The organism is Novosphingobium taihuense, assembly GCF_007830315.1.
Lineage (GTDB): Bacteria > Pseudomonadota > Alphaproteobacteria > Sphingomonadales > Sphingomonadaceae > Novosphingobium > Novosphingobium taihuense.
The window spans coordinates 35,020-61,058 of the sequence record NZ_VLKJ01000010.1; the positions used below are offsets into that span (position 1 = coordinate 35,020).

General features: G+C 64.3%; 26 protein-coding genes. 13 read left to right on the top strand and 13 right to left on the bottom strand.

Features of this window, described 5'->3' with window-relative positions:
- Positions 1 to 3 precede the first annotated feature (3 nt).
- A complete protein-coding gene (apaG, locus tag IQ25_RS16790) occupies positions 4 to 402 on the bottom strand; it encodes a Co2+/Mg2+ efflux protein ApaG (protein ID WP_144907430.1) in 399 nt (132 codons plus the stop codon).
- A gap of 98 nt (positions 403 to 500) precedes the next feature.
- Here apaG and recO point away from each other — a divergent pair, with 98 nt between their 5' ends.
- The 4 genes from recO to IQ25_RS16810 are packed head-to-tail and all read left to right on the top strand — an operon-like array spanning position 501 to position 3,974.
- On the top strand, positions 501 to 1,109 hold the full coding sequence (gene recO / locus IQ25_RS16795; protein WP_144907517.1) for a DNA repair protein RecO: 609 nt from the start codon (positions 501 to 503) through the stop codon (positions 1,107 to 1,109).
- Between the two features lie 23 nt (positions 1,110 to 1,132).
- Positions 1,133 to 2,191, top strand: a complete 1,059-nt coding sequence (gene leuB / locus IQ25_RS16800; RefSeq protein ID WP_144907431.1) for a 3-isopropylmalate dehydrogenase — start codon at positions 1,133 to 1,135, stop codon at positions 2,189 to 2,191.
- 12 nt (positions 2,192 to 2,203) lie between these two features.
- Positions 2,204 to 3,328, top strand: coding sequence for a glycosyltransferase (locus IQ25_RS16805; RefSeq protein ID WP_144907432.1), 1,125 nt, complete (start codon positions 2,204 to 2,206; stop codon positions 3,326 to 3,328).
- Positions 3,329 to 3,368: 40 nt separating this feature from the next.
- Positions 3,369 to 3,974: a DUF2238 domain-containing protein gene (locus tag IQ25_RS16810; RefSeq protein WP_246415468.1), complete on the top strand. Its 606-nt coding sequence runs from the start codon at positions 3,369 to 3,371 to the stop codon at positions 3,972 to 3,974.
- Here the strand turns inward: IQ25_RS16810 and IQ25_RS16815 are convergent.
- Complete coding sequence (locus tag IQ25_RS16815) at positions 3,947 to 5,266, bottom strand: phospholipid carrier-dependent glycosyltransferase (RefSeq protein ID WP_144907434.1); 1,320 nt, start codon at positions 5,264 to 5,266, stop codon at positions 3,947 to 3,949. The two genes, IQ25_RS16810 and IQ25_RS16815, sit on opposite strands and share 28 nt — an antisense overlap.
- Positions 5,267 to 5,348: 82 nt before the next feature.
- Between IQ25_RS16815 and IQ25_RS16820 the strand changes: the two genes are divergently transcribed.
- Both IQ25_RS16820 and IQ25_RS16825 read left to right on the top strand, forming a co-directional pair.
- Complete coding sequence (locus tag IQ25_RS16820; protein WP_144907435.1) at positions 5,349 to 6,557, top strand: trans-sulfuration enzyme family protein; 1,209 nt, start codon at positions 5,349 to 5,351, stop codon at positions 6,555 to 6,557.
- 92 nt (positions 6,558 to 6,649) lie between these two features.
- Entirely contained in the window at positions 6,650 to 7,987 is a 1,338-nt protein-coding gene (locus tag IQ25_RS16825; RefSeq protein ID WP_144907436.1) for a PAS domain S-box protein, read from the top strand.
- A 3-nt stretch (positions 7,988 to 7,990) separates the two neighbouring features.
- Here the strand turns inward: IQ25_RS16825 and IQ25_RS21075 are convergent, their stop codons facing one another.
- From IQ25_RS21075 to IQ25_RS16840, 4 genes are all read right to left on the bottom strand, one after another.
- Positions 7,991 to 8,164, bottom strand: a complete 174-nt coding sequence (locus IQ25_RS21075) for a hypothetical protein (RefSeq protein ID WP_158637782.1) — start codon at positions 8,162 to 8,164, stop codon at positions 7,991 to 7,993.
- 85 nt (positions 8,165 to 8,249) lie between these two features.
- A complete protein-coding gene (locus tag IQ25_RS16830) occupies positions 8,250 to 8,501 on the bottom strand; it encodes an accessory factor UbiK family protein (protein ID WP_144907437.1) in 252 nt (83 codons plus the stop codon).
- 79 nt (positions 8,502 to 8,580) lie between these two features.
- Positions 8,581 to 9,135, bottom strand: coding sequence for a TspO/MBR family protein (locus IQ25_RS16835; protein ID WP_144907438.1), 555 nt, complete (start codon positions 9,133 to 9,135; stop codon positions 8,581 to 8,583).
- A gap of 122 nt (positions 9,136 to 9,257) precedes the next feature.
- Positions 9,258 to 9,968: a TlyA family RNA methyltransferase gene (locus IQ25_RS16840; protein ID WP_144907518.1), complete on the bottom strand. Its 711-nt coding sequence runs from the start codon at positions 9,966 to 9,968 to the stop codon at positions 9,258 to 9,260.
- Positions 9,969 to 10,050: 82 nt separating this feature from the next.
- Between IQ25_RS16840 and IQ25_RS16845 the strand changes: the two genes are divergently transcribed.
- Complete coding sequence (locus IQ25_RS16845) at positions 10,051 to 10,596, top strand: hypothetical protein (protein ID WP_221236611.1); 546 nt, start codon at positions 10,051 to 10,053, stop codon at positions 10,594 to 10,596.
- A gap of 426 nt (positions 10,597 to 11,022) precedes the next feature.
- Positions 11,023 to 12,117: a branched-chain amino acid aminotransferase gene (locus tag IQ25_RS16850; protein WP_144907439.1), complete on the top strand. Its 1,095-nt coding sequence runs from the start codon at positions 11,023 to 11,025 to the stop codon at positions 12,115 to 12,117.
- Positions 12,118 to 12,184: 67 nt separating this feature from the next.
- Here the strand turns inward: IQ25_RS16850 and IQ25_RS16855 are convergent, their stop codons facing one another.
- Positions 12,185 to 13,624, bottom strand: a complete 1,440-nt coding sequence (locus tag IQ25_RS16855; RefSeq protein ID WP_144907440.1) for an OprO/OprP family phosphate-selective porin — start codon at positions 13,622 to 13,624, stop codon at positions 12,185 to 12,187.
- 186 nt (positions 13,625 to 13,810) lie between these two features.
- Between IQ25_RS16855 and IQ25_RS16860 the strand changes: the two genes are divergently transcribed.
- Positions 13,811 to 14,719: an SDR family NAD(P)-dependent oxidoreductase gene (locus tag IQ25_RS16860; RefSeq protein ID WP_144907441.1), complete on the top strand. Its 909-nt coding sequence runs from the start codon at positions 13,811 to 13,813 to the stop codon at positions 14,717 to 14,719.
- Positions 14,720 to 14,750: 31 nt separating this feature from the next.
- Here IQ25_RS16860 and IQ25_RS16865 read toward each other — a convergent pair whose 3' ends face one another.
- Genes IQ25_RS16865 through argH form a run of 5 tightly spaced genes read right to left on the bottom strand, consistent with a single transcriptional unit; the run spans position 14,751 to position 19,519 of the window.
- Positions 14,751 to 15,794 (bottom strand): hypothetical protein, encoded by a 1,044-nt coding sequence (locus IQ25_RS16865; RefSeq protein WP_144907442.1) that lies wholly within the window; start codon positions 15,792 to 15,794, stop codon positions 14,751 to 14,753.
- Between the two features lie 46 nt (positions 15,795 to 15,840).
- A complete protein-coding gene (locus IQ25_RS16870) occupies positions 15,841 to 16,617 on the bottom strand; it encodes a precorrin-2 dehydrogenase/sirohydrochlorin ferrochelatase family protein (RefSeq protein ID WP_144907443.1) in 777 nt (258 codons plus the stop codon).
- A gap of 1 nt (position 16,618) precedes the next feature.
- Complete coding sequence (gene lysA / locus IQ25_RS16875; RefSeq protein WP_144907444.1) at positions 16,619 to 17,878, bottom strand: diaminopimelate decarboxylase; 1,260 nt, start codon at positions 17,876 to 17,878, stop codon at positions 16,619 to 16,621.
- 10 nt (positions 17,879 to 17,888) lie between these two features.
- Positions 17,889 to 18,140, bottom strand: coding sequence for a hypothetical protein (locus IQ25_RS16880; RefSeq protein WP_144907445.1), 252 nt, complete (start codon positions 18,138 to 18,140; stop codon positions 17,889 to 17,891).
- Positions 18,137 to 19,519, bottom strand: coding sequence for an argininosuccinate lyase (gene argH / locus IQ25_RS16885; RefSeq protein WP_144907521.1), 1,383 nt, complete (start codon positions 19,517 to 19,519; stop codon positions 18,137 to 18,139). The genes IQ25_RS16880 and argH overlap by 4 nt, the downstream gene beginning before the upstream one ends.
- Before the next feature lie 25 nt (positions 19,520 to 19,544).
- Between argH and IQ25_RS16890 the strand changes: the two genes are divergently transcribed.
- The 4 genes from IQ25_RS16890 (at position 19,545) to IQ25_RS16905 (ending at position 24,507) form a co-directional block, all read left to right on the top strand.
- The gene (locus IQ25_RS16890; protein ID WP_246415466.1) at positions 19,545 to 20,129 is read left to right on the top strand and encodes a TlpA family protein disulfide reductase; all 585 of its coding nucleotides are present in this window, start codon (positions 19,545 to 19,547) and stop codon (positions 20,127 to 20,129) included.
- A 171-nt stretch (positions 20,130 to 20,300) separates the two neighbouring features.
- Positions 20,301 to 21,440 carry a phosphoserine transaminase gene (locus IQ25_RS16895; protein WP_144907446.1) on the top strand — a complete coding sequence of 380 codons (1,140 nt, stop codon included), beginning with the start codon at positions 20,301 to 20,303 and terminating at the stop codon, positions 21,438 to 21,440.
- Positions 21,441 to 21,554: 114 nt separating this feature from the next.
- Positions 21,555 to 23,141, top strand: a complete 1,587-nt coding sequence (serA, locus tag IQ25_RS16900; protein ID WP_144907447.1) for a phosphoglycerate dehydrogenase — start codon at positions 21,555 to 21,557, stop codon at positions 23,139 to 23,141.
- 247 nt (positions 23,142 to 23,388) lie between these two features.
- Complete coding sequence (locus IQ25_RS16905; protein WP_144907448.1) at positions 23,389 to 24,507, top strand: ATP phosphoribosyltransferase regulatory subunit; 1,119 nt, start codon at positions 23,389 to 23,391, stop codon at positions 24,505 to 24,507.
- 577 nt (positions 24,508 to 25,084) lie between these two features.
- On the opposite strand, the gene IQ25_RS16910 is transcribed toward IQ25_RS16905, so the two are convergent.
- Positions 25,085 to 26,029 (bottom strand): alpha/beta hydrolase, encoded by a 945-nt coding sequence (locus IQ25_RS16910; RefSeq protein ID WP_144907449.1) that lies wholly within the window; start codon positions 26,027 to 26,029, stop codon positions 25,085 to 25,087.
- Positions 26,030 to 26,039 lie beyond the last annotated feature (10 nt).

The following is a 26,039-nucleotide window of genomic DNA, read 5'->3' on the forward strand; positions in this document are numbered from 1 at the left end:
GCTTTAGTTGGCAGGAGCGGGTGCCGCCAGCGGAAAGAACGGAATCGCGACATCGAACAGCGAACCGTCAGCCCGCTGCATCGTATAGTGGCCCTCCATGCTGCCACTGTGCGTGCCCAACGGGCAACCCGAAACGTAATCGTGGCTCTGTTTCGGTTGCAGCACGGGCTGTTCGCCCACGACGCCATCACCGTCGACGAAATTGACCATGCCCCGGCCATCTGTGATCCGCCAGTGGCGCGAAAGCAATTGCACCGGCTGGTCGCCGTCATTCTCGATACGGATGTGATAGACCCAGAACCATTTGCCCGCCTCCACCCGGGACTGTTCGGGCAGAAAGTTGACGGCGACTCGCACCGTGACCCCATCGGTCATCGCGGCATGCTGGAAAAGCTGCTTCATGTCCCTCAAACTACCGCAGATCGACAGATGTTCCAATGAGCTTATGCATCTTTCCCGTGCTTGCCCTGCGGAATTTTCGGGCGCAGAGCCTCAAGGCCATGCTGATCCGCACCCCGGCCATTCTCTGTTCGGTCCTGCCCAATGGCGAGCATGGCGCTGTGGTGCGGCTGATGACGGCGGATCACGGGCTTGCCGCGGCCTACGTGGCGGGAGCGCGCGGGCGTGAGCTGCGTCCGGTGCTGATCCCCGGCAACCTGCTCGATGTCGAAGTGCGCGGACGTGCGTCCTCGCAATTGCCCTCGGCGCGGGTCGAGCTTGTCGCCAGCCGAGGGCCGTGGCTGTCCGAACCGCTGCCCAGCGCGGGGATCGGCTGGGCTTGCGCGCTGACCGCGTCGACTCTGCCCGAAGGCCATCCCTATCCATTGCTCCACGACTCGCTTGCCTCGCTGCTCGATGCGATCTGCCATGCGCCATCTGCGCGCGGCTGGGCGCGGGTGCTGGCGGGATACGAGGTGCTGCTCCTGCGCGAGGTCGGCTATGGCACCACCCCGGCCCCGCCGCCCGAGGAGCCTTGGCCCGATCTGCTCGCCCGGCTGGACCGCCAGGGCAAGGCCATTGCCAACCGCCTGCTTGCCGATCGGGCGCGCGATGTTATGGGGTCCCGCGCGATTCTGCTCGACCGGCTAAGGCGCATAAGCGGCGAGTAAGCGAACGGACGAAGGGGTATTTCATGAAGATTGCGGTTCTGCCCGGTGATGGCATCGGTCCCGAAGTGACGCGTGAAGCGGTCCGCGTGATCGAAGCGCTCGGCCTGCCCGACATCGAGATGAAGGAAGCCCCGGTCGGCGGCGCCGCCTACAAGGCCTATGGACACCCGCTTCCGGCCGAGACGCTTGAAATCGCCCGCCTTTCGGACGGCATCCTGTTCGGCGCTGTCGGCGATCCCGATTGCGATTCGCTCGAACGCCACCTGCGCCCGGAACAGGCGATCCTGGGACTTCGCAAGGAACTCACCCTTTTCGCCAACCTTCGTCCGGCCAAGGTCTTCGCAGGGCTCGAAGGCCACTCCGCACTGCGTCCCGAAGTGGCAGGCGCGATCGACATGGTGATCGTGCGCGAGCTGAACGGCGACGTCTACTTCGGTGAAAAGGGCTTCCGCACCGCCGCCAACGGCGACCGCGAAGGCTACGACGTGATGTCGTACAACGAAAGCGAAGTGCGCCGCATCGCCCACGTCGGTTTCCGTACCGCCATGGGCCGCAACAAGCGCCTGTGCTCCGTCGACAAGGCCAACGTGCTCGAAACCAGCCAGCTGTGGCGCGACGTGGTTATCGAGGTGGCCAAGGAATATCCCGAAGTCACGCTCGAACACATGTACGTCGACAACGCCGCGATGCAGCTCGTCCGTGCGCCCGGCAAGTTCGACGTGGTGCTGACCGGCAACCTGTTCGGCGACATTCTCTCTGACCAAGCCTCGATGTGCGTCGGCTCTATCGGCCTGCTCGCCTCGGCCTCGCTGGGCGAGCGCCAGACCGCGCACGGCACGTTCGGCCTCTATGAACCGATCCACGGTTCGGCCCCGGACATCGCCGGGCAAGGCCTTGCCAACCCGCTGGCGACGATCCTTTCGGCTGCCATGCTGCTGCGCCATTCGCTCGGCCTCGCAACGGCTGCAGACCGCGTGGAAGCCGCCGTCGCCAAGACTCTGGCCGATGGCGTCCTCGGGCGCGACCTTGGCGGCACCGCCGGGACGACGGAAATTGGTGACGCGGTGCTCGCAAGGCTCTAAGGGCCGCAACCGATGCTCCAGCTAGCTGTAATCCTGCCGACCTATCGCGAGCGTGCCAATATCGCGCCTATGGTCGCACGCCTTGATGCCGCGCTTCAGGGCGTTGCGTGGGAAGCCATCTTCGTCGACGACAACAGCCCCGATGGCACCGCTGACGAAGTGCGCCGCATCGCGCTCGATGATCCGCGCGTCCGCGTGATCGAGCGCATCGGCAGGCGAGGTCTGGCCTCTGCCGCGATCGAGGGCATGTGCGCGACCGCCGCGCCGATCGTCGCGGTGATGGACGCAGACCAGCAGCACGATCCTGAGCTTCTGCCCAAGATGCTGAGCGCGGTGGAAAGCGGCGAATACGACCTCGCCTATGCATCGCGCTTTGCCGAAGGCGCGAGCACCGAGGAATGGGGCCGCCCGGACCGGGTCAAGGCTTCGGGCCTTGCCAACCGTATCGCCAACAAGGTGACCGGCGTCGAGCTGTCGGACCCGATGAGCGGGTACTTCATGCTGCGCGCCGAAACCCTGCGCGCCGATGCGCACCGCCTGTCCGGCGTTGGCTTCAAGATCCTGCTCGATATCCTTGCGACGGTCGACCGCCCGCTCAAGGTCAAGGAATTCCCCCTCAACTTCGTCGCCCGCATCGAGGGCGAGAGCAAGCTGGACCAGACCGTAGTGTTCGAATTCCTCGTTGGTCTTTACGACAAGTGGCTCGGTCGCATCATCCCGACGCGCTTCGCGCTGTTCGGCACCGTGGGCGCACTCGGCGTCGCGGTCCAGTTGGGCGCGCTGTGGGTGCTGCTCAAGCTGATCGCGGGCGAGCGCTTCGTCTATGGCAACTGGTCGGAAAGCGCGACGTTCAACACCGCCAACACCCTGGCGGCGATCATCGCGATGACCTTCAACTTCGTGCTGAACAATGAACTGACCTATTCCGACAAGCGCCTGCGCGGCTTCGGCCCGCTGATGCGCGGGTGGGCACAGTTCGGCCTGACCTGCTCGCTTGGCCTGCTCACCAACATCGGCTCGGCCGCGGTGCTCAAGACCATCGGCTTCCACGCCGTGATCGCGGTGATCGTCGGCATCGTGCTCGGCTCGGTCTGGAACTTCGCGCTGTCCTCGCGCTTCGTCTGGGGCAAGTACTGATTTGCGCGCGGTCGCGGGAGTACCGGGACCGCAAGCACTCTTGCTTGGACTGACCGCAGCGGGCGCGCTGCTCAGCCTGATCGATACGCCCTATCCCGCACTCGCGCCGCTGCAGAACCTGCCGACGCTGGTGATTGTCGCCGCGCTGTGGCTCGCGCTGCGCCGCTGGCCGTTGCCCAACAGCGCGGTCCTTTGCATCGCCCTGTTCATGGCGCTGCACACAATCGGCGGGCGCTATATCTACTCCTATGTTCCTTACGAGCGCTGGCTCGCCGCGCTCGGTCTGCCCTCGGTCGATCACGCCTTTGGCCTGCCGCGCAATTCGTGGGACCGGCTTGTCCATTTCAGCTTCGGCGCGCTCTGGGCTTGGCCCATCGCCTGCTGGCTTTCGCGCCATCGCGGCGTGTCGCTGGGCCTTGCGACCTACATCGCGGTCGAGTTCGTCCTTGCCGGCAGCGCCATATACGAGATCTTCGAATGGCAACTGACGGTCGTCATGGCCGGGCCCGATGCCGAAGCTTACAACGGCCAGCAGGGCGATATCTGGGACCCGCAGAAGGACATGGCACTTGCAGGACTTGGCGCGGTTGCAGCCGCACTCTGGCTACGGCTGCGGTGTTACTTCCAGCTGTCGAGCCAGGTGTAGTCCCTATAGGAATCCTTGGCTGGAAGCTCTGCCGCCGAGAGGATCGGGTAAAATCCTATGAACAGCCCGAAGGCCAGCACCATCGTCACCTTGGCAGGCCAGCGCAAACCAAGGTCCCACCACTCACCCAGCACCAGCGCCAGAGCGGCGAGCAGGAAGCAGCTTGCCAGCATGTAGTGGTAGTAGAACTGCACCGGCTTGCCGTTGATCGCCCAGAAGCCGACCAGCAGGACATAGGCTGCGAAGACCAGCAGGTGCAGCCTCTTGCCCCTGAACCCGTCCCACGCGCAGAACAGCAGCGCTGGCAGGCCTGCCAGCATCGTGAACGGATTGCCCAGCATCAGCACGCCGCGCTGCGCGCCGTCGACGTTCTCGTAGAGGAACCAGATCGGGCGGATGTTGGCCATCCACTGCCACCAGCGGCTCATGTAGGTGTGCGGCTTTTTCACGCTGTCCTGCAACTGCAGCATGTATTGCTGCCAGTGCCACAGCTTACCCACCGAAAGCGGGTCCTTCTCGTAGTAGAATGCAGGCAGGAACGTGGCGAAATAGACCAGCAGCGGCAGCACGCCCAGCCAAATGGCCGCCTCGATCACCGACACGCCTGGCACCGGCCCGGCGTCCTTCGATGCCCACAGCAGCCCTGCGCGCCGACCTTGCAGCGCCTGCCAACGGTTCCACACAAACAGCAGCCCCGGCAGAGGCAGCAGCAGCACGCCGTTCCACTTCGCCCCGAGCGACAGCCCCATGAATAGGCCGGTCAAGAAGAGATGCCACCGCGCCCTCCCGACCTTGCCCGAAGGGTTGCGCCACGCCAGCGCCCATTGCCACACGGCCAGCGCCATGAACCCGCCCATCGCCATGTCGAGAATCGCGATGCGCGACATCATGAACCAGACGAAATCGGTGGCCAGCAATAGCCCGAACAGGATCGTTGCCGTGCGCGAAAGGCTCGCCCACCACAGGCTGCGCATCATTGCCCAGAGCCCGATCCCGCCCAGCACCGCCGAGGGGAAGCGCCAGCCGAACGGGGTATCGCCGATCAGCTCCATCGACCACGCAATCAGCTGCTTGGCGACGAGTGGGTGCTCCGGATTCAATCGCGCCGTAAGGTCGATCAGCCGCCGTGCTGCGGGCAGGTAGTGGATCTCGTCGAACATCGGCTTGGACGGAATGCCCAGCCGGTGGAGCACAACGAAGAAGAACGCCGCGGCAATGACCGCGCACCACATGGCCGGATCTTTGTCTCGCGCAGCGGCAGGATGCGGAACTGTCTGGAACGTGGGCGTCATGCCTCCTGACCGATAGGGCGCTCGCGCCCGCTTCGCAATCCCGCCGCTTGCGCGCACGCGCCTTGAAAACTAAGGCAGCCCCATGAAACGCACGACTGGCCAGGACCGTTCGATCACGCAAAAGTGGCGCCCCGCAACGCAAGCTGTGCGCGGCGGCACTTGGCGTTCCGAAATGGGCGAGACGTCCGAGGCGCTGTTCCTCACCTCCGGCTTCACTTACGACGATGCCGCCACCGTCGCCGCGCGCTTTGCCGGCGAGGCCGAAGGCATGACCTACTCGCGCCTGCAGAACCCTACGGTGCAGATGCTGGAAGAGCGCATCGCCCTGATGGAAGGGGCCGAGGCCTGCCGCACGCAGGCCACCGGCATGGCCGCGATGACCACCGCCCTGCTCTGCCAGCTTTCGGCCGGAGACCATATCGTCGCCGCCAAGGCCGCGTTCGGATCATGCCGCTGGCTGGTCGACAACCTCCTGCCGCGCTTCGGCATCACCGGCACCACGATCGACGCGTCCGACAACGCAGCATGGGAAGCCGCGATCAAGCCGAACACCAAGGTGTTCTTCTTCGAAAGCCCCGCCAACCCGACGATGGACGTGGTCGATCTTGAGTTCGTCTGCGGTCTTGCCAAGCGCCACGGCATTACCACGGTCGTCGATAATGCATTCGCCACCGCCGCGCTCCAGCGCCCGATGGACTTCGGCGCGGATGTCGTCGCCTATTCCGCCACCAAGATGATGGATGGACAGGGCCGCGTGATGGCGGGCGCCGTGTGCGGTTCGGCGGACTGGATCAACAACGTCCTACTCCCGTTCCAGCGCAACACCGGCCCCAACATCGCCGCGTTCAACGCCTGGGTCGTGCTCAAGGGCCTCGAGACGCTCGACCTGCGCATCCACCGCCAGAGCGAGAACGCGCTCAAGGTCGCAAGCTTCGTCGAGCGCCGCGTGCCGCGCCTGCTCTATCCCTATCTGCCCAGCCACCCGCAGTACGAGTTGGCGAAAAAGCAGATGAAGGCCGGCGGCACGATCTTCTCGTTCCATCTCGACGGTGGATTGAAGCAGGCCCACGCCCTGCTCGATGCGCTGCAACTGATCGACATCTCAAACAACATCGGCGATTCGCGCTCGCTGATGTGCCACCCGGCTTCGACCACGCACTACGGCGTCGGACCCGAAACGCGCGCCGACATGGGCGTTGGCGAGGGCATGCTGCGCCTCAATGTCGGTCTCGAGGACCCGGACGACCTGATCGAGGACCTCGACCAGGCCCTGCGCGCCGCCGGTCTCTGATGCCAACTGCCTGATAAAGCACCAATCCGGTTGCATCCTGTCCGCCTTTCCGTAAGAAGGCAGGCGGGTGGGGTCGCAACGGAGCAGGCAAATTGCTGGCCGAGGCGCATCTTTCTGCCATCATCCAATCGTCCGATGACGCGATCATCAGCAAGGACCTGCAAGGCACGGTCCTGAGCTGGAATCCGGCCGCCACGCAGATCTTCGGCTTCACCGAGGCCGAAATGGTCGGCCAGTCGATCCGCCGCCTGATCCCGCCCGGGCGGCAGGCAGAGGAGGATGAGATCCTCGCCCGCATCGCGCGCGGCGAGCGGGTCAAGAGCTTCGACACGATCCGGCAGCGCAAGGACGGCACCGAGATCGCCGTCTCGCTGACCGTCTCGCCGATCTATGACAAGACCGGCCGGATCGTCGGCGCCAGCAAGATCGCCCGCGACATCACCGCACGCGAAAATGGCCAGCAAGCCCTGCGCGACAGCGAAGCGCGCTTTCGCATGCTCGCCGACAACATCTCCCAACTGGCCTGGGTCGCCGACGAGAGCGGAGCTATCGGCTGGTACAACAAGCGCTGGTACGATTACACCGGGGTATCCGAAGGCGAGACCGACGGCTGGGGCTGGAACCGCGTCCACCATCCCGATCACCTTGGGCGCGTCACCGAACATTTCCGCGCCAGCATCGCGGCAGGCAACGAGTGGGAAGACACCTTCCCCTTGCTCGGTAAGGACGGCACCTATCGCTGGTTCCTCTCGCGCGCCAAGCCGATCCGCGACGATCTTGGTCACATCCTCTACTGGTTCGGCACCAATACCGACGTGACCGAAATGCTCGCCAAGGAGGAGCAGATCCGCGTCCTGCTGATGGAGGTGAACCACCGCTCCAAGAACCTGCTCTCGGTCGTTCAGGCTCTAGCCCGACGCTCTGGATGCACCGATGGCGAATTCCTGCGCCGCTTCGAAAGCCGCCTCTCCAGCCTCGCTGCCAACCAGGATCTGCTGGTCCGCCGAGGCTGGTCAACGATCATGATGGACGAACTCGCCGAAGCGCAACTCGCGATACTCGGCCGCGAAGCGCGGATCCAGGTCACGGAGCAGGGAAGTCCGGTGCCGCTAAGTCCGCGCACTGCGGAAATCCTCGGCATGGCATTGCACGAACTGGCAACGAATGCTCTCAAGTACGGAGCGCTGAGCCTGCCCACCGGGCGCGTGGACGTGTCATGGGAGGAGCGGGACGGCAACTTCATGCTCGAATGGCGCGAATCCGCAGGGCCGACCGTTGCTCAGCCTACACATCATGGTTTCGGGACCACGCTGATGCGACACATTCCCGCCCGCAGTCTCAATGCCGACGTCACGCTGGACTACGCACCGACCGGCCTGCGTTGGCGCCTCGCTTGCTCCACAGCAACCGCGCAGGCGCTCGAAAGCTGAGCGTCACGCCAGTGCGCGCCGTTCAGCACAAGATGCCGTCGTAGTGTCCTGCGCATCCTGCGCACCCTGCGCCGCGTCCTGCTTGTCCTTGGTGATCAGCCGGTTTTCGGCCCGCCCCATCGGCCAGTTCTTGCCGAGCAGGTGCAAGGGAATCGTCGGATTGAGTTGCGTAAACACGGATCGCTTCCTGCGGGCGCCAGAGGGCGCAGCACTTATGCGGGATCAATCCGTCAGCCCCGCCCGAGGTTACCGGGCCAAGGGATCACTCCGCCTTGGCAGCAGCCTCGAGCGCAGCAATCCGCGCCTTGAGCGCTTCGACTTCCTCACGCGCGGAAGCGGCCAGTTCCTTCACCGCATCAAACTCTTCGCGGCTGACGAAATCGAGCCCACCAAACACTTCCTTGGCCTTTTCGCGTGCGTTCTCGCTCGCTTCGCGGCCCATGCCGGCAATCGTCCCCGCCGCGCTGTTGAGCAGCTTGACGAAATCGGCGATCATCGGATTTTCACTCTGCATCGGGCTGGTCCTGACTGGCTTTGCTCAGGCGCTATGTGGGCAGCAACGGCGCTGCCCGCAAGTGCCAATCGGTGCAAGGTCAGATCGCGACGCGCACCGTCTTGGCCGTACCGAAGGCGCCATCGGCATCGGGGTTGAGCCGACCGAATTCGAACGTGAGCACCGAGGCGAAGCAGACCCAGGCAAGGTAGGGCAGCAGCAAGGCCCCGGCCACAGGGCGGATTCGCCAGAACAGCACCACCGTCAGCATGATCGCCACGGCCATGGCGACCGTGATCCAGAAGGCGATGGTGATCTGGTGCAAAGCGAAGAACGTGGGCGACCACGCCAGATTGATCAGCAACTGGACCACGAACATGGCCGTTGCCAGCCCTCGCCCCCTCGCGCCGCGCGCGGACAGGATCATCGCCAGCGATATTCCCATCAGCACGTAAAGTACCGACCAGACGATTCCGAAGGCTGCGGGCGGCGGATAGATCGAAGGTTTGACCAGCGCGTCAAACCACGGATTGCCCGGACCGCTGCCCGCTGCCTGACCGGAGAGGAAACCCAGCGCAACGATCAGGGGCACTGTGAACAGCGACCAGCGCAGGAGGCTGGCGCGAAGCTGACCGGAAGAGGCAAGATAGTTCATGTCACCCGCTAGCAATGCGCGAAACGCGCGATTCGTGCGGGATATTGGCGAGGCGACGCCCGCTGCGCAATCGGAACTCCATCCCTTTGCAATCCCGACTGGAGACAATTGCGGAGGAAAACTCAGGTTCGCAGTGCAGAAACAAGGAATTCGACGTTGCCCTCAGGCCCGGTGATCGGGCTGCGCTCGACCCCCTGCACCTCCCAGCCCTCGCCTTCCAGCCAGTCGCGAACTTCCACGCAGACGCGCTCGTGCAGCGCAGGGTCACGCACCACGCCGCCCTTGCCGACCTCGGCCTTGCCCACCTCGAACTGCGGCTTGATCAGCGCAACCAGCCGCGTCGGTCGCGCCGCCAGTCCGAGCGGCACTTCCAGAACTTTGCGCAAGCTGATGAAGCTGGCGTCGCAGACCACCCATGTCGCAGGCCGGTCGATGTGCCCCGGCGTCAGGATCCTCGCGCTGGTCTGCTCGAGCACTGTCACGCGCGGGTCCTGTCGCAGCTTCCAGGCGAGCTGGTTGGTACCGGAATCCACCGCGAAGACATGTTCAGCCCCACCCTGCAGCAGAACGTCGGTAAAGCCGCCGGTCGAACTGCCGATGTCCATCGCGGTCACGCCCGCTGGATCGAGCCCGAAATGCTCGATCGCGTGGGCAAGCTTGATCCCGCCGCGCGAAACCCACGGGTGGTCGCGTCCGCGAACCTCAAGCGCGGCATCTGCGGCCAGCGCTTGTCCCGCCTTGGCGATCTTCGTTTCCCCTGAGAAAACCAGCCCCGCAAGGATAAGCGCCTGTGCCCGCGCCCGGCTTTCGACAAGGCCTCGCTCCACCAGCATCTGGTCGACGCGCAGTTTGGATGCGCTGGGCTGTTTCGGGGAGCGGGTTGAGGTCACGGCGCGTTCCTTCCATAACTGTCCCATGAAGATCAACCGCGCCAAGCTGTTCGGCCCCGCTTTTTCCTGTACGCTTGCGCTGCTGGCCTCGGCTTGCGCCGAACCAACGGTCGTGCCCAAGGCTCCGACTGCTCCCCCGCCGCGCCCCGCGCCGCCGCCTCCACCGCCGCCTGCGCCAGCACCGAGCGTGAAGGACTGGCGCGACGCGCCACAGACTCAGGGCAACTGGCGCTACGAGCCTGGCGTTGCAAGATTCGGCCCTGGCGATGCCACCTTGTTCGCCATGACCTGCAACCGCACGTCGGGAACGATCAGCCTGATCCGCACCGGAACTTCACCTGTCGGCCTGCCGATGACCATCGCCACCACCACAGAAACCCGTCCGCTCTCTGCTGAACCCGCGCCGCAAGGCCAGCCGCAACTGATCACCACGTTGGCGGCACGTGATCCGCTGCTCGACGCCATGGCCTTCAGCAGGGGACGTTTCTCGATCGAGGTCAACGGCTTGCCGACGCTTTACCTGCCCGCCTGGGCCGAGGTCGGTCGCGTGATCGAGGATTGCCGGAGGTAGCGCGCAACCGGTTTCGGGAGACACCATGCTGCAAACGCGAAGCGGATATACTGACGGCAAATTTTTTTCACGCAAGACTTGTTGTTTGGCCCCGAATGAATCACATTCGAATCAAGGACGGCGAGCCAACGCACTCCCGGCCGAGCAGGCCCAAAAGCCTGTGACTTTGGCTCAACAGCGCGAAAGGAGGTGATCCGATGTCTCATGGTTCAGCAGAGAGGTCGGTACAGTCCCGCGCGAGGCATTATCGCTGAGTTTCGATTAAGCGATAAAGGCTTCGTGGGCGGCACTTCCGGCCGCTGACCATGCGAAGGGCCGCTTCGGATTGACCGACGCGGCCCTTCACATTTATTACATTCCGCTTGCCTTTCGCGCAACAATAGTTCACGGCGCTGCATCTTCGATTCTAGCGCAAGGACTGCCGAGATGGCGACTACCGCCGACACCACCTTCACCAAGCACCCGCACCCTTCCCCGGTTGCTGCGGACGTGCGGGCGCAGGTGCTGGCCAACCCCGGCTTCGGCACCGCCTTCACCGATCACATGGTCGAGATCGACTTTGCCGAAGGGAAGGGCTGGCACGATGCCCGCGTCATTCCTTATGGCCCGATCGCGCTCGATCCCGCCGCTGCGGTTCTGCATTATGCGCAGGAGATCTTCGAAGGGCTGAAGGCCTACCGTCTGGCAGACGGCGGCATCGCCCTGTTCCGGCCCGAGGCCAACGCCCAGCGCTTCAACGCCTCGGCCTGCCGCCTTGCCATGCCTGAACTGCCCGAAGACGTCTTCGTCGAAGCCGTGCGCCAGCAGGTCCTCGCCGACAAGGACTGGTTCCCCACGGTCGAGGGCGGATCGATGTATCTGCGCCCGTTCATGTTCGCCAGCGAGGCCTTCCTCGGCGTGCGCCCGGCCAAGCAGTACAAGTTCATGGTCATCGCCAGCCCGGCCGGCAACTACTTCAAGTCTGGCGCACCGGCGGTTTCGATCTGGGTTTCGGACTACACCCGCGCCGCTCCGGGCGGCACCGGCGCTGCCAAGTGCGGCGGCAACTATGCTGCCAGCCTCGTCCCCACCGCCGAGGCCTTCTCGCGAGGGCATGACCAGGTGCTGTTCCTCGACGCGGCCGAGCGCAAGTGGGTGGAAGAACTGGGCGGCATGAACCTGTTCTTCGTGTTCGACGACGGTTCTATCCTCACCCCGGAGCTGACCGGCACGATCCTGCCCGGGATCACCCGCTCGAGCCTCCTGACGCTGGCCGCCGAAGAAGGCCTGACCGTTCGCGAAGGCCGCTACAGCCTCGACCAGTGGAAGGCTGACGCTGCTTCCGGCAAGCTGGTCGAGACGTTCGCCTGCGGTACGGCTGCGGTCGTCACACCGGTCGGCAAGGTTGCCAACCACGAAGGCGAATTCCTGATCGGGTCGGGCGGCCCCGGCCAGCTGACCCAGAAGCTGCGCGCCAAGCTCGTCGGTATCCAGCGCGGCGAAATCGCCGACACGCACGGTTGGGTGACGCGGATCGCCTGATCGCGTCCCATCCGGACAAGCAAAGGCCCGCCGCTCCTGGGGAACGTCGGGCCTTCTTGCATCGGAATCAGAAGTCGAACTGCGCCCGCATGCCGATGACGTCGGCGTTGTAGTTGCGATCCGCGCCGGCAGCGACAGCGGCATCCTTCAGCCAGAGATGGCCGTAGTCGACGATGAAGCGGACATAGTCGGTCGGCACCCACAACAGCGAGGCACCGACAAGCTGCTGGCGGCCACCGAGGACGCCATTGTCGTTGAGGTCGAGCCAGTCGTATCGCGCATTGACCTGCACCGCGCCGATGCCGCCCTTGTCCACGCCGTTCCTGGGCTTGATGCGGGTCCAGGTGCCCTCGCTCGCCTTGTAGGGCAGCGTATCGCCCTTGGTCAGGAACACACCTGCTTCGACATAGCCGCCATTGAAGGTGGGATCGGCGATGCCCGCTGGCCGATTGACCTTCATCCACTGCGATTCGGCGGTGAAGTGCACCGGACCGCCGGTCCAGCCCAGTTCCACGCCATAGTTCGTTTCGGACAGCGCGCTGATCGCCTTGGTATCGACGAAGCGGATGTCGGTAGTGTGTGTGAACGGCCGCGCGCGGTAACGCACCGTGGCGCTGCTGTCGTTGAGGTCATGGTAGTGCGCCGACCCGCCGATGTGCGCCTGTCCACCAAACAGCTTGGGCTGCAACGCAAAGCGGCTGTCGATCGAATAGCTGTTGTCGGTATCGGCATTGAGATCGGTCACGTTGTCGGTGAACACGCCCACCTGCGCCAGCACCATACCCTTCTGGTACTGCGCCGAGAGGCCGAGACGGCGCTCGAAACCGAATGCGGTATTGAACGATGCGCGCTCCATGAAGCTGGTGAACAGGTCGGACTCTGTGTCCTCCATCGATTCGAACGGCTTGTGCTGGCCGATCGTCAGCGTCAGGTTCTTGATGCCGGTGTAGTTGAGATAAACGTCGGTCGGATCGATGCTGCTGTTGGCAATGTCTGCCTCGATGCGATAGCCGAAGTTGCCGGGGATCGTCCCGTCAAAGCCGAAGTAGGCGCGGCGGAACTCGGTGGCGAGGCCAAGGCTCTTGCTGCCAATCGCTGACGGCGCGGAAACCGAGGCAGTGTCGATCTGCAGGCGGCCGCGCGGCTTGAAGCTCCACTTGCCGGCCTTGGGATTCTTCGGGTCCGCCGGCGATTCGATCTTCGGCCCGCCATCCCAGCTGATCGCGACTGGCGGCTTGCCGCTGACGGTCGGCGCAGGGATCGCGGCGACAGCAGTGGCCGTCGCGTCGGTCTTGGCCTTCGCCTCTGCAAGCTGGCCCTGCAAAGTCGCGATCTGCGCCTGCATGGCGTTCATCGCTTCCATCTGGCTCTGCATCTGCGCCTGCATCTGCTGGAGCTGTGCCTGCATCGCGGCAAGGTCTGCATTCGAGGTCGCGGCCTCGGCCGGAACAGCCCAGCCAGCGGCGCAGGCGAGGGCAGTGATCGAGACACGGGTTACGAACTTCATGGCGAATCCTTGATCCATCGGTTTGCGGCCAAATATGTCTGTTGTGTTACATTTTGTTGACGGTGATCTTGCCAATTTGTCGCAAACCCGCGTGAATCCCCTCGAGGTTGCCTTCCCGCCGCCGCCATGGCATCGCTTCTGGCACGAGTTAACCGCCTGGTTAGGCGGCTGATGGAGACTGTTCACATGACCATTTCGTTCGAAGGCCGCGTCGCGATCGTCACCGGTGCGGGCGGTGGCCTCGGCCGCGCCTATGCGCTCGAACTCGCCCGCCGCGGCGCGAAGGTCGTGGTCAACGATCTCGGCGGTTCGCGTGATGGCACCGGCCACTCGGACGCCGCGCTCAAGGTGGTCGAGGAAATCGAGGCCATGGGTGGCGAGGCGATGTCCAACGGCGGCTCGGTCACCGAATACGAGCAGATGGTCGAGATGGTCGCACGCGCCAAGGAACGCTGGGGCGGCGTCCACGTGCTGATCAACAACGCCGGCATCCTGCGCGACAAGAGCTTCACCAAGATGGACCCGGCCGATTTCGAGATGGTCGTGAAAGTCCACCTGATCGGCTCGGCCTTCGCCACCAAGGCCTGCTGGGACACGATGCGCGAACAGAACTACGGCCGCATCCTGATGACCGCCTCGTCCACCGGACTGTTCGGCAACTTCGGCCAGGCCAACTATGGCGCAGCCAAGCTCGGCGTCGCAGGCCTGACCAAGACGCTCTACCTCGAAGGCGCGAAGAACAACATCAAGGTCAACACGCTGGCCCCCGTCGCCGCCACGCGCATGACCGAGGACATCTTCCCCGAAGAGGCCTTCAAGCTGTTCAACCCCGAAAGCGTCGTCCCCGCCGCGCTGTTCCTCGTCTCCGAGGACTCCCCCACCAACGCCATCGTCGGCGCAGGCGCCGGCGGCTACCACTCGTCGTGGGTCACCATGAACAAGGGCGTGCTCCTGCCCCCCGCCGGCCAGACCGTCGAAGGCTTCGCCGCAAACTGGGACAAGATCAGCGACCGCACGGACGACTTCGTGCCGCGTTCCGGGCCCGAACAGGCGCAGGTGATCATCGGGCAACTGCAGGCGGCGATGAAGGGGTGAGGAGATCAGATACTCTCTGACCGAATGACCTTCAGCTCTTCATCAGGAACTCAGCGCGCGCTCTCACGCTGCGAGCGGGATCACCGAGAAATGCCTGGGCGATCAACTTTGCGTCAGTGAATTCGTCGCGATGCTTGATCAAACCCGACATCGCCACTGATCGTACCAACCCCGAACGATCCGTCAGAGCTTCAAGAATCATCTTAAGGGGCCCGCCATTCTCATCGGCAACCAGTGGCCGTGTCGAGAAAGTCGGGTCAAACCGTCCGATACCCATAGACTTGTCGACCCACCTCCATTTGCGACCGTCAGGCCACCTTGCCTCACGTCCAATCACAGTCTGATATGCCACTGCTCGAGTTGCAGGTTGCACCGCTTCTCTCGCAATCTTGAGGAGATGGATATCCAAACCACTATATCGAAGGCTTTCTCGAAGTATCTTAGCGTTTGAACCTGTCGGCAATTTAACCAGTAGCGCAGCTAATGACGACAAGGCATCGTGGCGTCCCAGCGCGCTATCAAGCAACGCCTGTTCCGTCCGCGTCCACCGTCCCCACTCCCCTCGCCGAAGCAGCAGGACGAGAGCCGCCTGCGCAATGATCTCAGGATCAGTGATGGGGAAACAGCGACCAATACACTCCGCAGCAGCGTGCCGTACTTCGGGTACCCAATCGTTGAGACGCCACGCAACCGCCACCATGACAAATGGGCTCGATATTGGGCCCAGAAACTTGTCAAGCGCAGCCTGCCTCAGATGGCCATTGCGATGAAATATAAATAGATTTTCAATTTGAGAGATCTTCTTGAGTTGATACGACGCATTAATCTCACGCAGAATCAGAGCACGCCACAATGGGACCGGCCTTTCAAATCGGTAAAGTTGAGCAGCTTCGATGATGCGGCTCTCTGCAATCGACAAAGCAGAAGGCTCGATAGCATCCAACATTGTCGGGACTGCAAAGAACGCTCGGCTGGCGTCACGTCTAGCAGCCAGATCCTTTCCGACATTCTCTAGCGCGATCTGCAATTCTGAACTGAGTTGGAACTGGCCATTTGAAGACATGATCAGCAACATATCGGTTCAGCGCCTAGAAGTCTTTGTCGCATTGGGGCGAACCGCTTCAGGCATCTGACCGCAAATCCACCACGATCCCACCCTCAGGCACCTCTCCGCCCGCCAGAACCCGCACGGCATCCGCCCTCGCACGCGACAGCACTTCCGGTGCCACGCCAGCATCATGCACCACCACATCCGCCTGCCCGAGCAGCCGCGCGGCGCGTAGCGTAAGGTCTTCAGGATCGTTCGACGTCAGCACGATCTCGAACCGCCCTGACTGTCCTTCGGCCCCAGACGCCAACCACGCCCCAACCTTCGCCTCGCTCCCCACGCGGAACAGGTCGAGCGCTCCGCCTTCGTCCAGTGCCGCGTCCAGTGCGCGGCGGCGGTCGGCTACCGAAGACCAGCGCTTGCGCATCCCCTCGCGCGCTTCTTCCAGCGCACGGGCCAGCGCACCGAGGCCTTGCGGCAGTAGCCGTTCCAGCCGCAGGCGCAGGATCTTGGCCAGGCCCGCCGAGGCCCCGCCGGTGCCCACCGCGATCAGCACCGGGTCGCGATCTAGGATCGAGGGCGTGGTGAAGTCGCACAGTTCGGGCCGGTCGACCACGTTGACCAGCAGGCCGGCACAGCGCAGCCGGATCGCATCGCCCTGCGCCATGTCGGGATTGTCGTGCGCGATGAAGGCGAGGCGCGCGCCGTCGTCGATCCCGGCGTTGATATCGCGGTAGATCACACCGCCCGCGCGCTCGATCAGGCGCTGCTTGGCTGCAGCGGCCTCCCCCTCGCCCAGCAGGATCACAGGCTGGCCCGCGATGCGGTGGAAGAGGGGCAGGGACTGCATCTTACTTGAGGAAGTCCGGCACGCGCTCTGCCGCGAGGATCGTGGCGGGATCGATGCGGTCAGCCACAATGGCCCACTTGTCGCCATCCACCATCACCTCGGGCACCAGGGGCCGCGAGTTGTAGGTGTTGGCCATCGTCGCGCCATAGGCCCCCGCCGTGCGGAACACGGCGAGATCGCCGCGCCCGACCTTGTCGATGGTGCGGGCCATGGCAAAGGTGTCCGAGCTTTCGCAGATCGGGCCGACGATATTGGCAGTGAAGGTCTCGCCCTTCGGCTCAACAGCGGCGAAATCGTGCCAGGCATCGTAGAGCGCAGGCCGCGCCAGATCGTTCATCGCGGCATCGACGACGACCCAGGGGTTGCTCGCCCCTTCCTTCACGCGGATGACCTCGGTCACAAGCACGCCGGTGTTGCCGGTAATCACGCGGCCCGGTTCGAACATCAGCGTCACGCCCCAGTTGCCTGTCACGCGCGCGACCATTGCGGCATATTCGGCAGGCTGCGGGAAGACTTCGCCCGCCTTGTAGGGCACGCCCACGCCGCCGCCCAAGTCCATGTGCGTGACCGAATGGCCCGCCGCGCGGATCTCTTCCATCAACCCGCCAACCTTGTTGAAGGCGGCTTCCAGCGGCTCGAGCTTGGAAAGCTGGCTGCCGATGTGCAGCGTGAGGCCCCGCATGTTGAGGCCGGGCGTGTTGGCCAGACGGCCATAGATCGCGGCTGCACGGTCGAACGGAACGCCGAACTTGTTCTCGGCCTTGCCGGTGGAGATCTTGCCGTGCGTGCCTGCGTCAACGTCGGGGTTCACGCGCAACGCGGCGGAAGCGACCTTGCCCATCGACGCTGCGATCTCGGCAAGCTCGATGCCTTCTTCCTCGCTCTCGAGGTTGAACTGGCCGATCCCGGCTTCGATGCCCCGGCGCATTTCAGCAGCAGTCTTGCCAACGCCCGAAAACACGATGCCATCGGGCAACATGCCCGCGGCCAGCGCGCGCTCCATCTCGCCGCCCGAGACAACATCGGCGCCATAGCCTTCGGCGGCCAGCACCTTGAGCACGGCAAGGTTGGGGTTGGACTTCACCGCAAAGGCGATCTTCACGTCTCGCAGGATGCCCAGCGCATCGCGGAACACGCGAGCGTGGCGGGTCAGCGTGGCGCGCGAATAGACATAGACAGGCGTGCCGACTTCCGCCGCAATCACCGGCAGGGGCACGTTCTCGGCGCAAAGCACGCCGTTGTTCAATTCGAAATGGTCCATCGGAGTAAACTCAGTCTTCGGGTGGCAGGTCGAAAGGATCGTCTTCGCGATCCTGCGAGCGGCGACGCGGCTCGACGTTGCGCGCAGGGGCTGCCTGCGCGGGGGGTTTGAGCAGGTCGTCCGCGCCCGGCTGGACCTCGCGGCCATAGGGGATCGGCGGCGGCGTCTGATCCGGCGCCAGCTTCAGCTCGGCCCGATTGCCACACCCCGCCAGAGCGAGTGCGCCAAATGTGCCGATCAGAAAAGTGCGCGAGAGCTTCAAGCCGATTCCTCCAGCCCCAGCGCCACGCGCGCCTGGGCCACGCGCTTCCTTACCTCGTCCGGCGCGGTTCCGCCATGGCTGCAACGCGCCGCCACGCTCGCTTCGACCGAAAGCGCCGCATAGACGCGGTCGTCGATGCGCTCGTCGATGGCCTTGAGGTCTTCGATCGAAAGCTGGTCGAGCGCGATGCCGCGCGATTCGGCAAGCTTCACCGCACTGCCGGTGATGTGATGTGCTTCGCGGAACGGGATATTAGCCTGCCGCACAAGCCAGTCGGCAAGGTCGGTCGCCGTGGCATAGCCGAGTTCGGCGGCGGCGCGCATCCGCTCGGTGCGGAACTTGGCCTCGGCCACCATCCCGGTCATCGCGGCGATGGACAGGGCGAGCAGCGATGCTGCTTCAAACACCGGCGGCTTGTCGTCCTGCATGTCCTTCGAATAGGCCAGCGGCAGGCCCTTCATCGTGATCATCAGCGCCGTCAGGCACCCGACGATCCGGCCCGAATGGCCGCGCACCAGTTCGGCGGCATCGGGGTTCTTCTTCTGCGGCATGATGCTGCTGCCGGTCGACAAGCTGTCGGGCAGCGTCACGAAGCCGAACGGCTGGCTCGCCCAGATGATGAACTCCTCGGCCAGCCGCGAAAGGTGCAGCGAACACTGCGCGGCGGCCATCAGGTAATCGAGCGCGAAATCGCGGTCCGAGACCGAATCGAGGCTGTTGTCGGTCGGCCCGTCGAAGCCCAGCGCCTCCGCCGTGCGGAAGCGGTCGATTGGGAAGCCCGTGCCGGCCAGCGCCGCGGCACCCAGCGGGCTGCGGTTCATGCGCACGCGGGCATCGGCAAAGCGCGAACGGTCGCGCCCGATCATCTCGTAATAGGCCATCAGGTGATGGCCCAGCGTCACCGGCTGCGCGGTCTGCAGGTGGGTGAAGCCGGGCATGATGCTGCCGGAATGCTCGCCCGCGCGGGAAACCAGCGCGACCTGCAGCTGCTTGAGGCCAAGCTCGGCCTGATCCATCGCATCGCGCACCCACAGGCGGAAGTCGGTTGCCACCTGATCATTGCGGCTGCGTGCGGTGTGGAGGCGCCCCGCCGCTGGGCCGATCAGTTCGGCAAGGCGGCTTTCGGTGGTCATGTGGATGTCTTCGAGGTCCCAGTTCTCAGGCACCCCGCTGGCTTCGTATTCGGCAGCAACCTGATCGAGGCCACCGGCAATCAGCGCCGCATCGTCGGGCGACACGATGCCTTGTGCACCGAGCATGTCCACATGGGCCTTTGACGCGGCGATGTCCTGCCGCCACAAGGCCTTGTCGAAGGGAATCGAGGCATTGATCTCGCGCATGATCGCCGAGGGACCGCCTGCGAAGCGCCCGCCCCACATCTGGTTGGAGCCCGAATTGTCGCCCATGTCCGTCCGTTCACTTAAAGTGCTGATGCTGGTCCCGGCCCTTGCCGTCGCGGGGTGCGATAGGCAAGCGCCGAGCGACTCGCAACCGCAGAGCAGCGCGGCACCTACGGAATCTGCCGCAAAGGGCGAATTCAACGGTACGCTCGACATCGCCAACCGCGGCAAGGACATGCCCGACTTCACCGTGACCGACCCGTCGGGCAAGTCGCTCAAGCTGCACGACCTGAAGGGCACGCCGGTCCTCGTCAACCTCTGGGCCACCTGGTGCGGACCCTGCGTCCTCGAGATGCCGATGCTCGACAAGCTGGCAGCGGACAACGCCGGTAAGCTGCGGGTACTGACAGTCTCGCAGGACATCGAAGGCGGGGCGAAGGTAGCGCCGTTCTATGCCGAGAAGAAATTCGCCAAGCTGGAACCCTGGCTCGACACCGAAAACAACCTCGGCTTCTTCTACGAGACGGGAATGCTGCCGACGACGGTGCTTTACGACGCACAAGGCAAGGAAGTCTGGCGGATGATCGGGGCGCACGACTGGTCCGGACCACGCACCGCTGCGATGCTCGCCGAGACCCTCGAGAAGTAGGGCGTTTGTTCAGGCGAGTTGGCCCTTTGCCCTGAAGAGTTAGGGGAGAGTTGCCCTAGAGTTCAGGAGAGTTGGAAACGGAAAGATTTGACATTCGCCCGCGCCTCACTAGAGCGGCCGGCGGGCCACGCGGTCCCAACGCCGCGCGTGCTCTCTGCAAGGAGAGACTACATGTCTGCTACGATTCCGGCTCGCAAGCCTGCGCGCCCCTACTTCTCGTCCGGTCCCTGCGCAAAGCCGCCCGGATACTCCCCCGAAAAGCTCGCCACCGAATCGCTCGGCCGCTCGCACCGCGCCAAGATCGGCAAGACGCGCCTGCAGTATTGCATCGACCTGATGCGCGAAGTGCTGCAGCTGCCCGATACGCACCGTATCGGCATCGTTCCGGGGTCTGATACCGGTGCCTTCGAAATGGCGATGTGGACGATGCTGGGCGCCCGCCCGGTCACCACGCTGGCCTGGGAATCGTTCGGTGAAGGTTGGGTCACCGATGCCGCCAAGCAGCTCAAGCTCGACCCCACGATCCTGCGCGCCGATTATGGCCAGATCCCCGATCTGAACGCGATCGACTGGTCGAATGACGTGCTGTTCACCTGGAACGGCACCACTTCGGGCGTCCGCGTTCCGAACGCCGATTTCATCCCTGCGGATCGCGAAGGCCTCAGCTTTGCTGACGCCACTTCGGCGGTCTTCGCCTACGACATCGACTGGTCGAAGATCGACGTTGCCACCTTCTCCTGGCAGAAGGTCCTTGGCGGCGAAGGCGGCCACGGCGTGCTGATCCTCGGCCCCCGCGCGGTCGAACGGCTTGAAACCTACACGCCTGCATGGCCGCTGCCCAAGGTGTTCCGCCTTGTTTCCAAGGGCAAGCTTGCCGAAGGCGTGTTCAAGGGCGAGACGATCAACACCCCCTCGATGCTCGCGGTCGAAGACGCGATCTTCGCGCTCGAATGGGCGAAGGATCTGGGTGGGCTGAAGGGCCTGCAGGCGCGCAGCGATGCCAATGCGGCAGCGCTGAACAAGATCGTTGAAGAGCGTTCGTGGCTCTCGCACCTCGCCGCTGACGAAGCGACCCGGTCGAAGACCTCGGTATGCCTCTCGGTCGAAGGCGCGGACGCGGACTTCATCAAGAAGTTCGCAGCCCTCCTCGAAAAGCAGGGCGCGGCCTACGACATCGCCGGTTACCGCGATGCTCCGGCTGGTCTGCGCATCTGGTGCGGAGCGACCGTCAACGCCGAGGACATCGCCGACCTCGGCCCGTGGCTCGACTGGGCCTACGAGACGACCAAGGCGGAACTCGCCGCGGCCTGATTTTCCGGGAGTTGCGCCCCCGCGAAGGCGGGGGCCTCCCTCGGCACGCAATTACCCCCGCGTAACAACATCAAGGTCCCCGCCTTCGCGGGGACGCACGGATTGGATCGAAACATGACCAAGCCCAAGGTTCTCATTTCCGACAAGATGGACCCCAACGCCGCCCGCATCTTCACCGAGATGGGCTGCGACGTCGACGTGATCACCGGCGAGACGCCGGAACAGCTGATCGCGCGCATCGGCGAATACGATGGCCTTGCCATCCGTTCCTCGACCAAGGTGACCAAGGCGATTCTCGATGCCGCCACCAACCTCAAGGTCATCGGCCGCGCCGGCATCGGCGTCGACAACGTCGACATCCCTTACGCCTCCTCGAAGGGCGTGGTGGTGATGAACACCCCGTTCGGCAACTCGATCACCACCGCCGAACACGCCATCGCGATGATCTTCGCGCTCGCTCGCCAGATCCCCGAAGCCAACGCACAGACCCAGGCGGGCCTGTGGCCGAAGAATGGCTTCATGGGCGTTGAAGTCACCGGCAAGACGCTCGGCCTGATCGGCGCGGGCAACATCGGCTCGATCGTTGCCAGCCGTGCGCTTGGCCTCAAGATGAAGGTCGTCGCCTTCGACCCGTTCCTGACGCCCGAGCGCGCCGTGGAAATGGGCGTGGAAAAGGCCGATCTCGACACGCTGCTGGCCAAGGCGGACTTCATCACGCTGCACACGCCGCTGACCGACCAGACCCGCAACATCCTCTCGGCCGAGAACATCGCCAAGTGCAAGAAGGGCGTGCGCATCGTAAACTGCGCGCGTGGCGGCCTGATCGATGAAGCAGCGCTCAAGGCTGCGCTGGATTCGGGCCAGGTGGCCGGCGCCGCGCTCGACGTGTTCGAGACCGAGCCTGCCAAGGAATCGCCGCTGTTCGGCACGCCGAACTTCATCTGCACCCCGCACCTCGGCGCGAGCACGACCGAAGCGCAGGTCAACGTCGCCCTTCAGGTGGCAGAGCAGATGGCCGACTTCCTCGTGACGGGTGGCGTCACCAACGCGCTCAACATGCCTTCACTTTCGGCCGAAGAAGCACCGAAGCTCAAGCCCTACATGGCGCTGGCCGAAAAGCTCGGCAAGCTGGTGGGCCAGCTGGCGCACGACAACCTGACCAAGATCGCCATCGAGGTTGAAGGTGCCGCCGCGCAGCTCAACCAGAAGCCGATCACCGCTGCCGTGCTCGCAGGCCTGATGAGCCAGTATTCGCAGAGCGTGAACATGGTCAACGCGCCGTTCCTGGCCAAGGAGCGCGGGCTTGACGTGCGCGAAGTGCGCCATGATCGCGAAGGTGAATATCGCACGCTGGTGCGCGTCACCGTCAGCACCAGCCAAGGCGAACGCTCGGTTGCAGGCACGCTGTTCGGCAACGGCCAGCCGCGCCTTGTCGAGATCTTCGGCATCGGCATCGAAGCCGACCTCGACGGCGACATGCTCTACATCGTCAACTCCGACGCGCCGGGCTTCATCGGCCGCATCGGCACGCTGCTCGGCCAGTCGGACATCAACATCGGCACCTTCCACCTCGGCCGTCGCGAAGCCGGTGGCGAGGCCGTGCTGCTGCTCTCGCTCGACAACCCGGTGCCGCAGGACGTGCTCAAGCAGGCCTGCGACATCCAGGGCGTCCGCGTGGTCAAGGCGCTGAACTTCGTCTGATCCGACGTTCGTGTGAAATCAAAGGGCGGGTGCAGCGATGCGCCCGCCTTTTTGGTTTTCCCACTCTTCGTCATTGCGAGCGAAGCGAAGCAATCCAGAACGGTTTGCTGTGACGCTCTGGATTGCTTCGTCGGCTTCGCCTCCTCGCAATGACGAGGGCCGGTTCCAAAGTGGGGAGGAAGGCGACAACCAGCGAGGCGCCACAGGGGTTCGACATTTCCCTGCCTAGCCGCTAAGCGCCGCAACCATGACCGACGTCGATTCCAGCTTGCTGCCCGAGGGGCTTGAGGACCGCCTGCCTGCAGAGGCGGCGACCACCACGCGCGTGATGCGCAGCATTCAGGACGTGATGCACGGCCACGGCTATGACCGCGTGCTGCCGCCGATGATCGAGTTCGAAAAGAGCCTCGCCGCGCGCATGGCGGGTATCCAGTCGCGGCGCATGTTCCGCTTCACCGATCCGTCGAGCCTGCGGATGATGGGCCTGCGTTCCGACCACACCCCGCAGATCGGCCGCATCGCGCAGACGCGGCTGGCCGAAGCGGCGCGCCCCCTTCGGCTGATGTATGCAGGGCAAGTGCTGACCATCAAGAGCGACGGGCTGAACCCGGCGCGCGAGAAGCTGCAGTGCGGTGCCGAACTCGTTGGCGCGGACAATCTGGCGGCGGCGACCGAGATCGTCTCCATCGCGGTCGAGGCCCTGCAGGCGGCAGGCGCGCGCGGAGTCAGCGTCGATTTCACCCTGCCTGATCTGGTCGATACGCTCGCCGCCAAGGCCTTTCCGCTGGAAGCGGGGCAGATCGAGGCGGTGCGGCGCGAACTCGACACCAAAGATGCGGGCGGCCTGCGCGATGTGGGCGGCGAGGCCTATGTGCCGCTGCTCTACGCCACTGGCGAGTTCGACAGCGCCATCGAGAAGCTTTGCGAGATCGATGCTGGCGGCGCGCTCGCCTCACGCATCGCGTCGCTCAGGCAGATCGCCGCCAGCCTCAACGGCGCGGCGCGGCTGACGCTGGACCCGAGCGAGCGCCACGGCTTCGAATACCAGACCTGGTTCGGCTTCACCCTCTACGCCGAAGGCGCGCGTGGGCCAGTGGGCCGCGGCGGCACCTATCGCATCGCGGGCAACGGCAAGGACGAGGCCGCCACCGGCTTCTCGCTCTACCCCGACGCGCTGATCGACCTGCTCTCGGCCAGCGAAACGCCGGAGGACCGCGTGTTCCTGCCGCTTGGGCACAATCGGGACGAAGCGGCGCGGCTGCGCTCGATCGGCTGGCGCACGGTTGCGGCGCTCAGCGATGCGGACAGTGCGCAGGGGTTGGGCTGCACGCATGTGTTGGGGAAGGGTGGGCCGGAGAAGGTTTGAAAAAAGACGAACGGCAGCTTTTGCTTCATTTACACTGAAGCTACTGGTCCGGATACGCTGCCGTTGCGGAAGCTTTCTGAACCTGCAAATATCATCAGATGATACAGCATCGCTGGGAATTTGCCCTCTGGGCTCTCGTGATCCTCTCAAGCTTGGCAGGCATCGGGCTACTTCGCGCAGAAGCGCCAAGCTGGATTATCGATCTGGCGGTATGTATCGCATTTGCCGCATGCCTTCCTGGGATGTTCTTTGCTCTCCGCCGACACTGGCGAGGACTTTGAGCAGCAGCTGACCACCCAATTTCTTCGTTCAAAGCAGGGACGTCGCAAACCCAAAAACCTGTCTTCCCAGACTTGATCCGGGACTTGGCTTTTCTTCTTCAGCGCTCGGCTGCGAGGGGAAGCCAAGCCCCGTGTCGAGCACGGAGCGACGACCCAATCCTCCCTGTTTTTGCGAAGGACAAACGGGGAGGTGGCATTCGCGGCAGCGAATGACGGAGGGGCTTCTTTTCCCCTCCACCACCCTTCGGGCGGTCCCCCTCCCCATTTGTGCTTCGCAAAAACGGGGAGGATTTCGACTACCCCCCAAACACCCCCTTCAACCAGGCGTCCATCACCGGTGTTGCGGGATAATCTGGTTCGCCCAGCTTGCGGTTGATTTCGGCGTGGCCTTGCAGGCCGGTGCCGGGGAAGCTGCCGTATTCGACGTTCACGCCTGCCTTCGTCAGCGCTGCGCCGAGTTCCTGCGCCTGTGCCACGCCGTCCTTGCGCTGGACGTGGAGGAGGAGGAAGCGCGGGGCGTTGGGCGCGGCGGCGTGGTAGGTGGGGGATAGCGCCTTCTGCCGCGCGGGGTCGGTGCCGAAGGCCTGTTTGTAGGTATCGGCCATCATGCGGCCGGCCTGCTCCATCTGCTGGGGCACGTCATAGGCCGCGCCGTCGTTGGGCATCACGCCGTCGATGTCGGCGAACGAAAGCCCCGCCTTGCGCAGGTATTGCTCGTCAGTGCCGACCAGCGCGACGAGGTGTGCGCCCGCGCTGTGGCCGGTGATGACGACCTTGCTGCGGTCGATGTTCAGCTTGTCCGCCCGCGCCAGCAGGTAGGCCAGCGCCTGCGCCACGTCGCTCGCCTGCTGTTCGACCGTCGCATTGGGCACGAGGCGGTAGTTGATCGAGGCGAAGGCATAGCCCTGGTCGCGCAAGTGGCCGGGCAGGGCATTGCCCATCGCGGTGTCCTTGCTCCCGCGCTTCCATCCGCCACCGTGGACATAGAGGACAAGCGGAACCTTGGGCTTGGGGGCGATGTCGATGGTGACAGGCGCCCAGAAGTCCATGACCTGCAGGGGATCGGTGCCGTAGGAGAACGTCTGTGCGCCGGGGGCTCGGTCGCGCTTGGCCGATCCTTCGGCGCGCTGTTCCATGCGCTTGGCAATGCGTTCGCGCAAACGCTCGCCGGGGCGGGCTTCCGCCAGTCCTGCTCCGAGAATGACCAGCGCCGCCGCGCCTGCGAGTCCTATCCGCTTCATGCCGTGACCT

Coding starts and splice junctions, on each gene's coding strand:
- IQ25_RS16815 (WP_144907434.1), bottom strand. CDS start 5,266: ATGACGCCCACGTTCCAGACAGTTCCGCATCCTGCCGCTGCGCGAGAC.
- lysA (WP_144907444.1), bottom strand. CDS start 17,878: ATGGACCATTTCGAATTGAACAACGGCGTGCTTTGCGCCGAGAACGTG.
- IQ25_RS16910 (WP_144907449.1), bottom strand. CDS start 26,029: ATGAAGCGGATAGGACTCGCAGGCGCGGCGGCGCTGGTCATTCTCGGA.
- IQ25_RS16830 (WP_144907437.1), bottom strand. CDS start 8,501: ATGCAGAGTGAAAATCCGATGATCGCCGATTTCGTCAAGCTGCTCAAC.
- IQ25_RS16865 (WP_144907442.1), bottom strand. CDS start 15,794: ATGTTGCTGATCATGTCTTCAAATGGCCAGTTCCAACTCAGTTCAGAA.
- IQ25_RS16820 (WP_144907435.1), top strand. CDS start 5,349: ATGAAACGCACGACTGGCCAGGACCGTTCGATCACGCAAAAGTGGCGC.
- serA (WP_144907447.1), top strand. CDS start 21,555: ATGACCAAGCCCAAGGTTCTCATTTCCGACAAGATGGACCCCAACGCC.
- IQ25_RS16860 (WP_144907441.1), top strand. CDS start 13,811: ATGACCATTTCGTTCGAAGGCCGCGTCGCGATCGTCACCGGTGCGGGC.
- apaG (WP_144907430.1), bottom strand. CDS start 402: ATGAAGCAGCTTTTCCAGCATGCCGCGATGACCGATGGGGTCACGGTG.
- IQ25_RS16905 (WP_144907448.1), top strand. CDS start 23,389: ATGACCGACGTCGATTCCAGCTTGCTGCCCGAGGGGCTTGAGGACCGC.
- IQ25_RS16855 (WP_144907440.1), bottom strand. CDS start 13,624: ATGAAGTTCGTAACCCGTGTCTCGATCACTGCCCTCGCCTGCGCCGCT.
- IQ25_RS16835 (WP_144907438.1), bottom strand. CDS start 9,135: ATGAACTATCTTGCCTCTTCCGGTCAGCTTCGCGCCAGCCTCCTGCGC.
- IQ25_RS16890 (WP_246415466.1), top strand. CDS start 19,545: ATGTCCGTCCGTTCACTTAAAGTGCTGATGCTGGTCCCGGCCCTTGCC.
- IQ25_RS16895 (WP_144907446.1), top strand. CDS start 20,301: ATGTCTGCTACGATTCCGGCTCGCAAGCCTGCGCGCCCCTACTTCTCG.
- IQ25_RS16805 (WP_144907432.1), top strand. CDS start 2,204: ATGCTCCAGCTAGCTGTAATCCTGCCGACCTATCGCGAGCGTGCCAAT.
- IQ25_RS16845 (WP_221236611.1), top strand. CDS start 10,051: ATGAAGATCAACCGCGCCAAGCTGTTCGGCCCCGCTTTTTCCTGTACG.
- leuB (WP_144907431.1), top strand. CDS start 1,133: ATGAAGATTGCGGTTCTGCCCGGTGATGGCATCGGTCCCGAAGTGACG.
- recO (WP_144907517.1), top strand. CDS start 501: ATGCTGATCCGCACCCCGGCCATTCTCTGTTCGGTCCTGCCCAATGGC.
- IQ25_RS16840 (WP_144907518.1), bottom strand. CDS start 9,968: ATGCTGGTGGAGCGAGGCCTTGTCGAAAGCCGGGCGCGGGCACAGGCG.
- argH (WP_144907521.1), bottom strand. CDS start 19,519: ATGTGGGGCGGGCGCTTCGCAGGCGGTCCCTCGGCGATCATGCGCGAG.
- IQ25_RS16870 (WP_144907443.1), bottom strand. CDS start 16,617: ATGCAGTCCCTGCCCCTCTTCCACCGCATCGCGGGCCAGCCTGTGATC.
- IQ25_RS16850 (WP_144907439.1), top strand. CDS start 11,023: ATGGCGACTACCGCCGACACCACCTTCACCAAGCACCCGCACCCTTCC.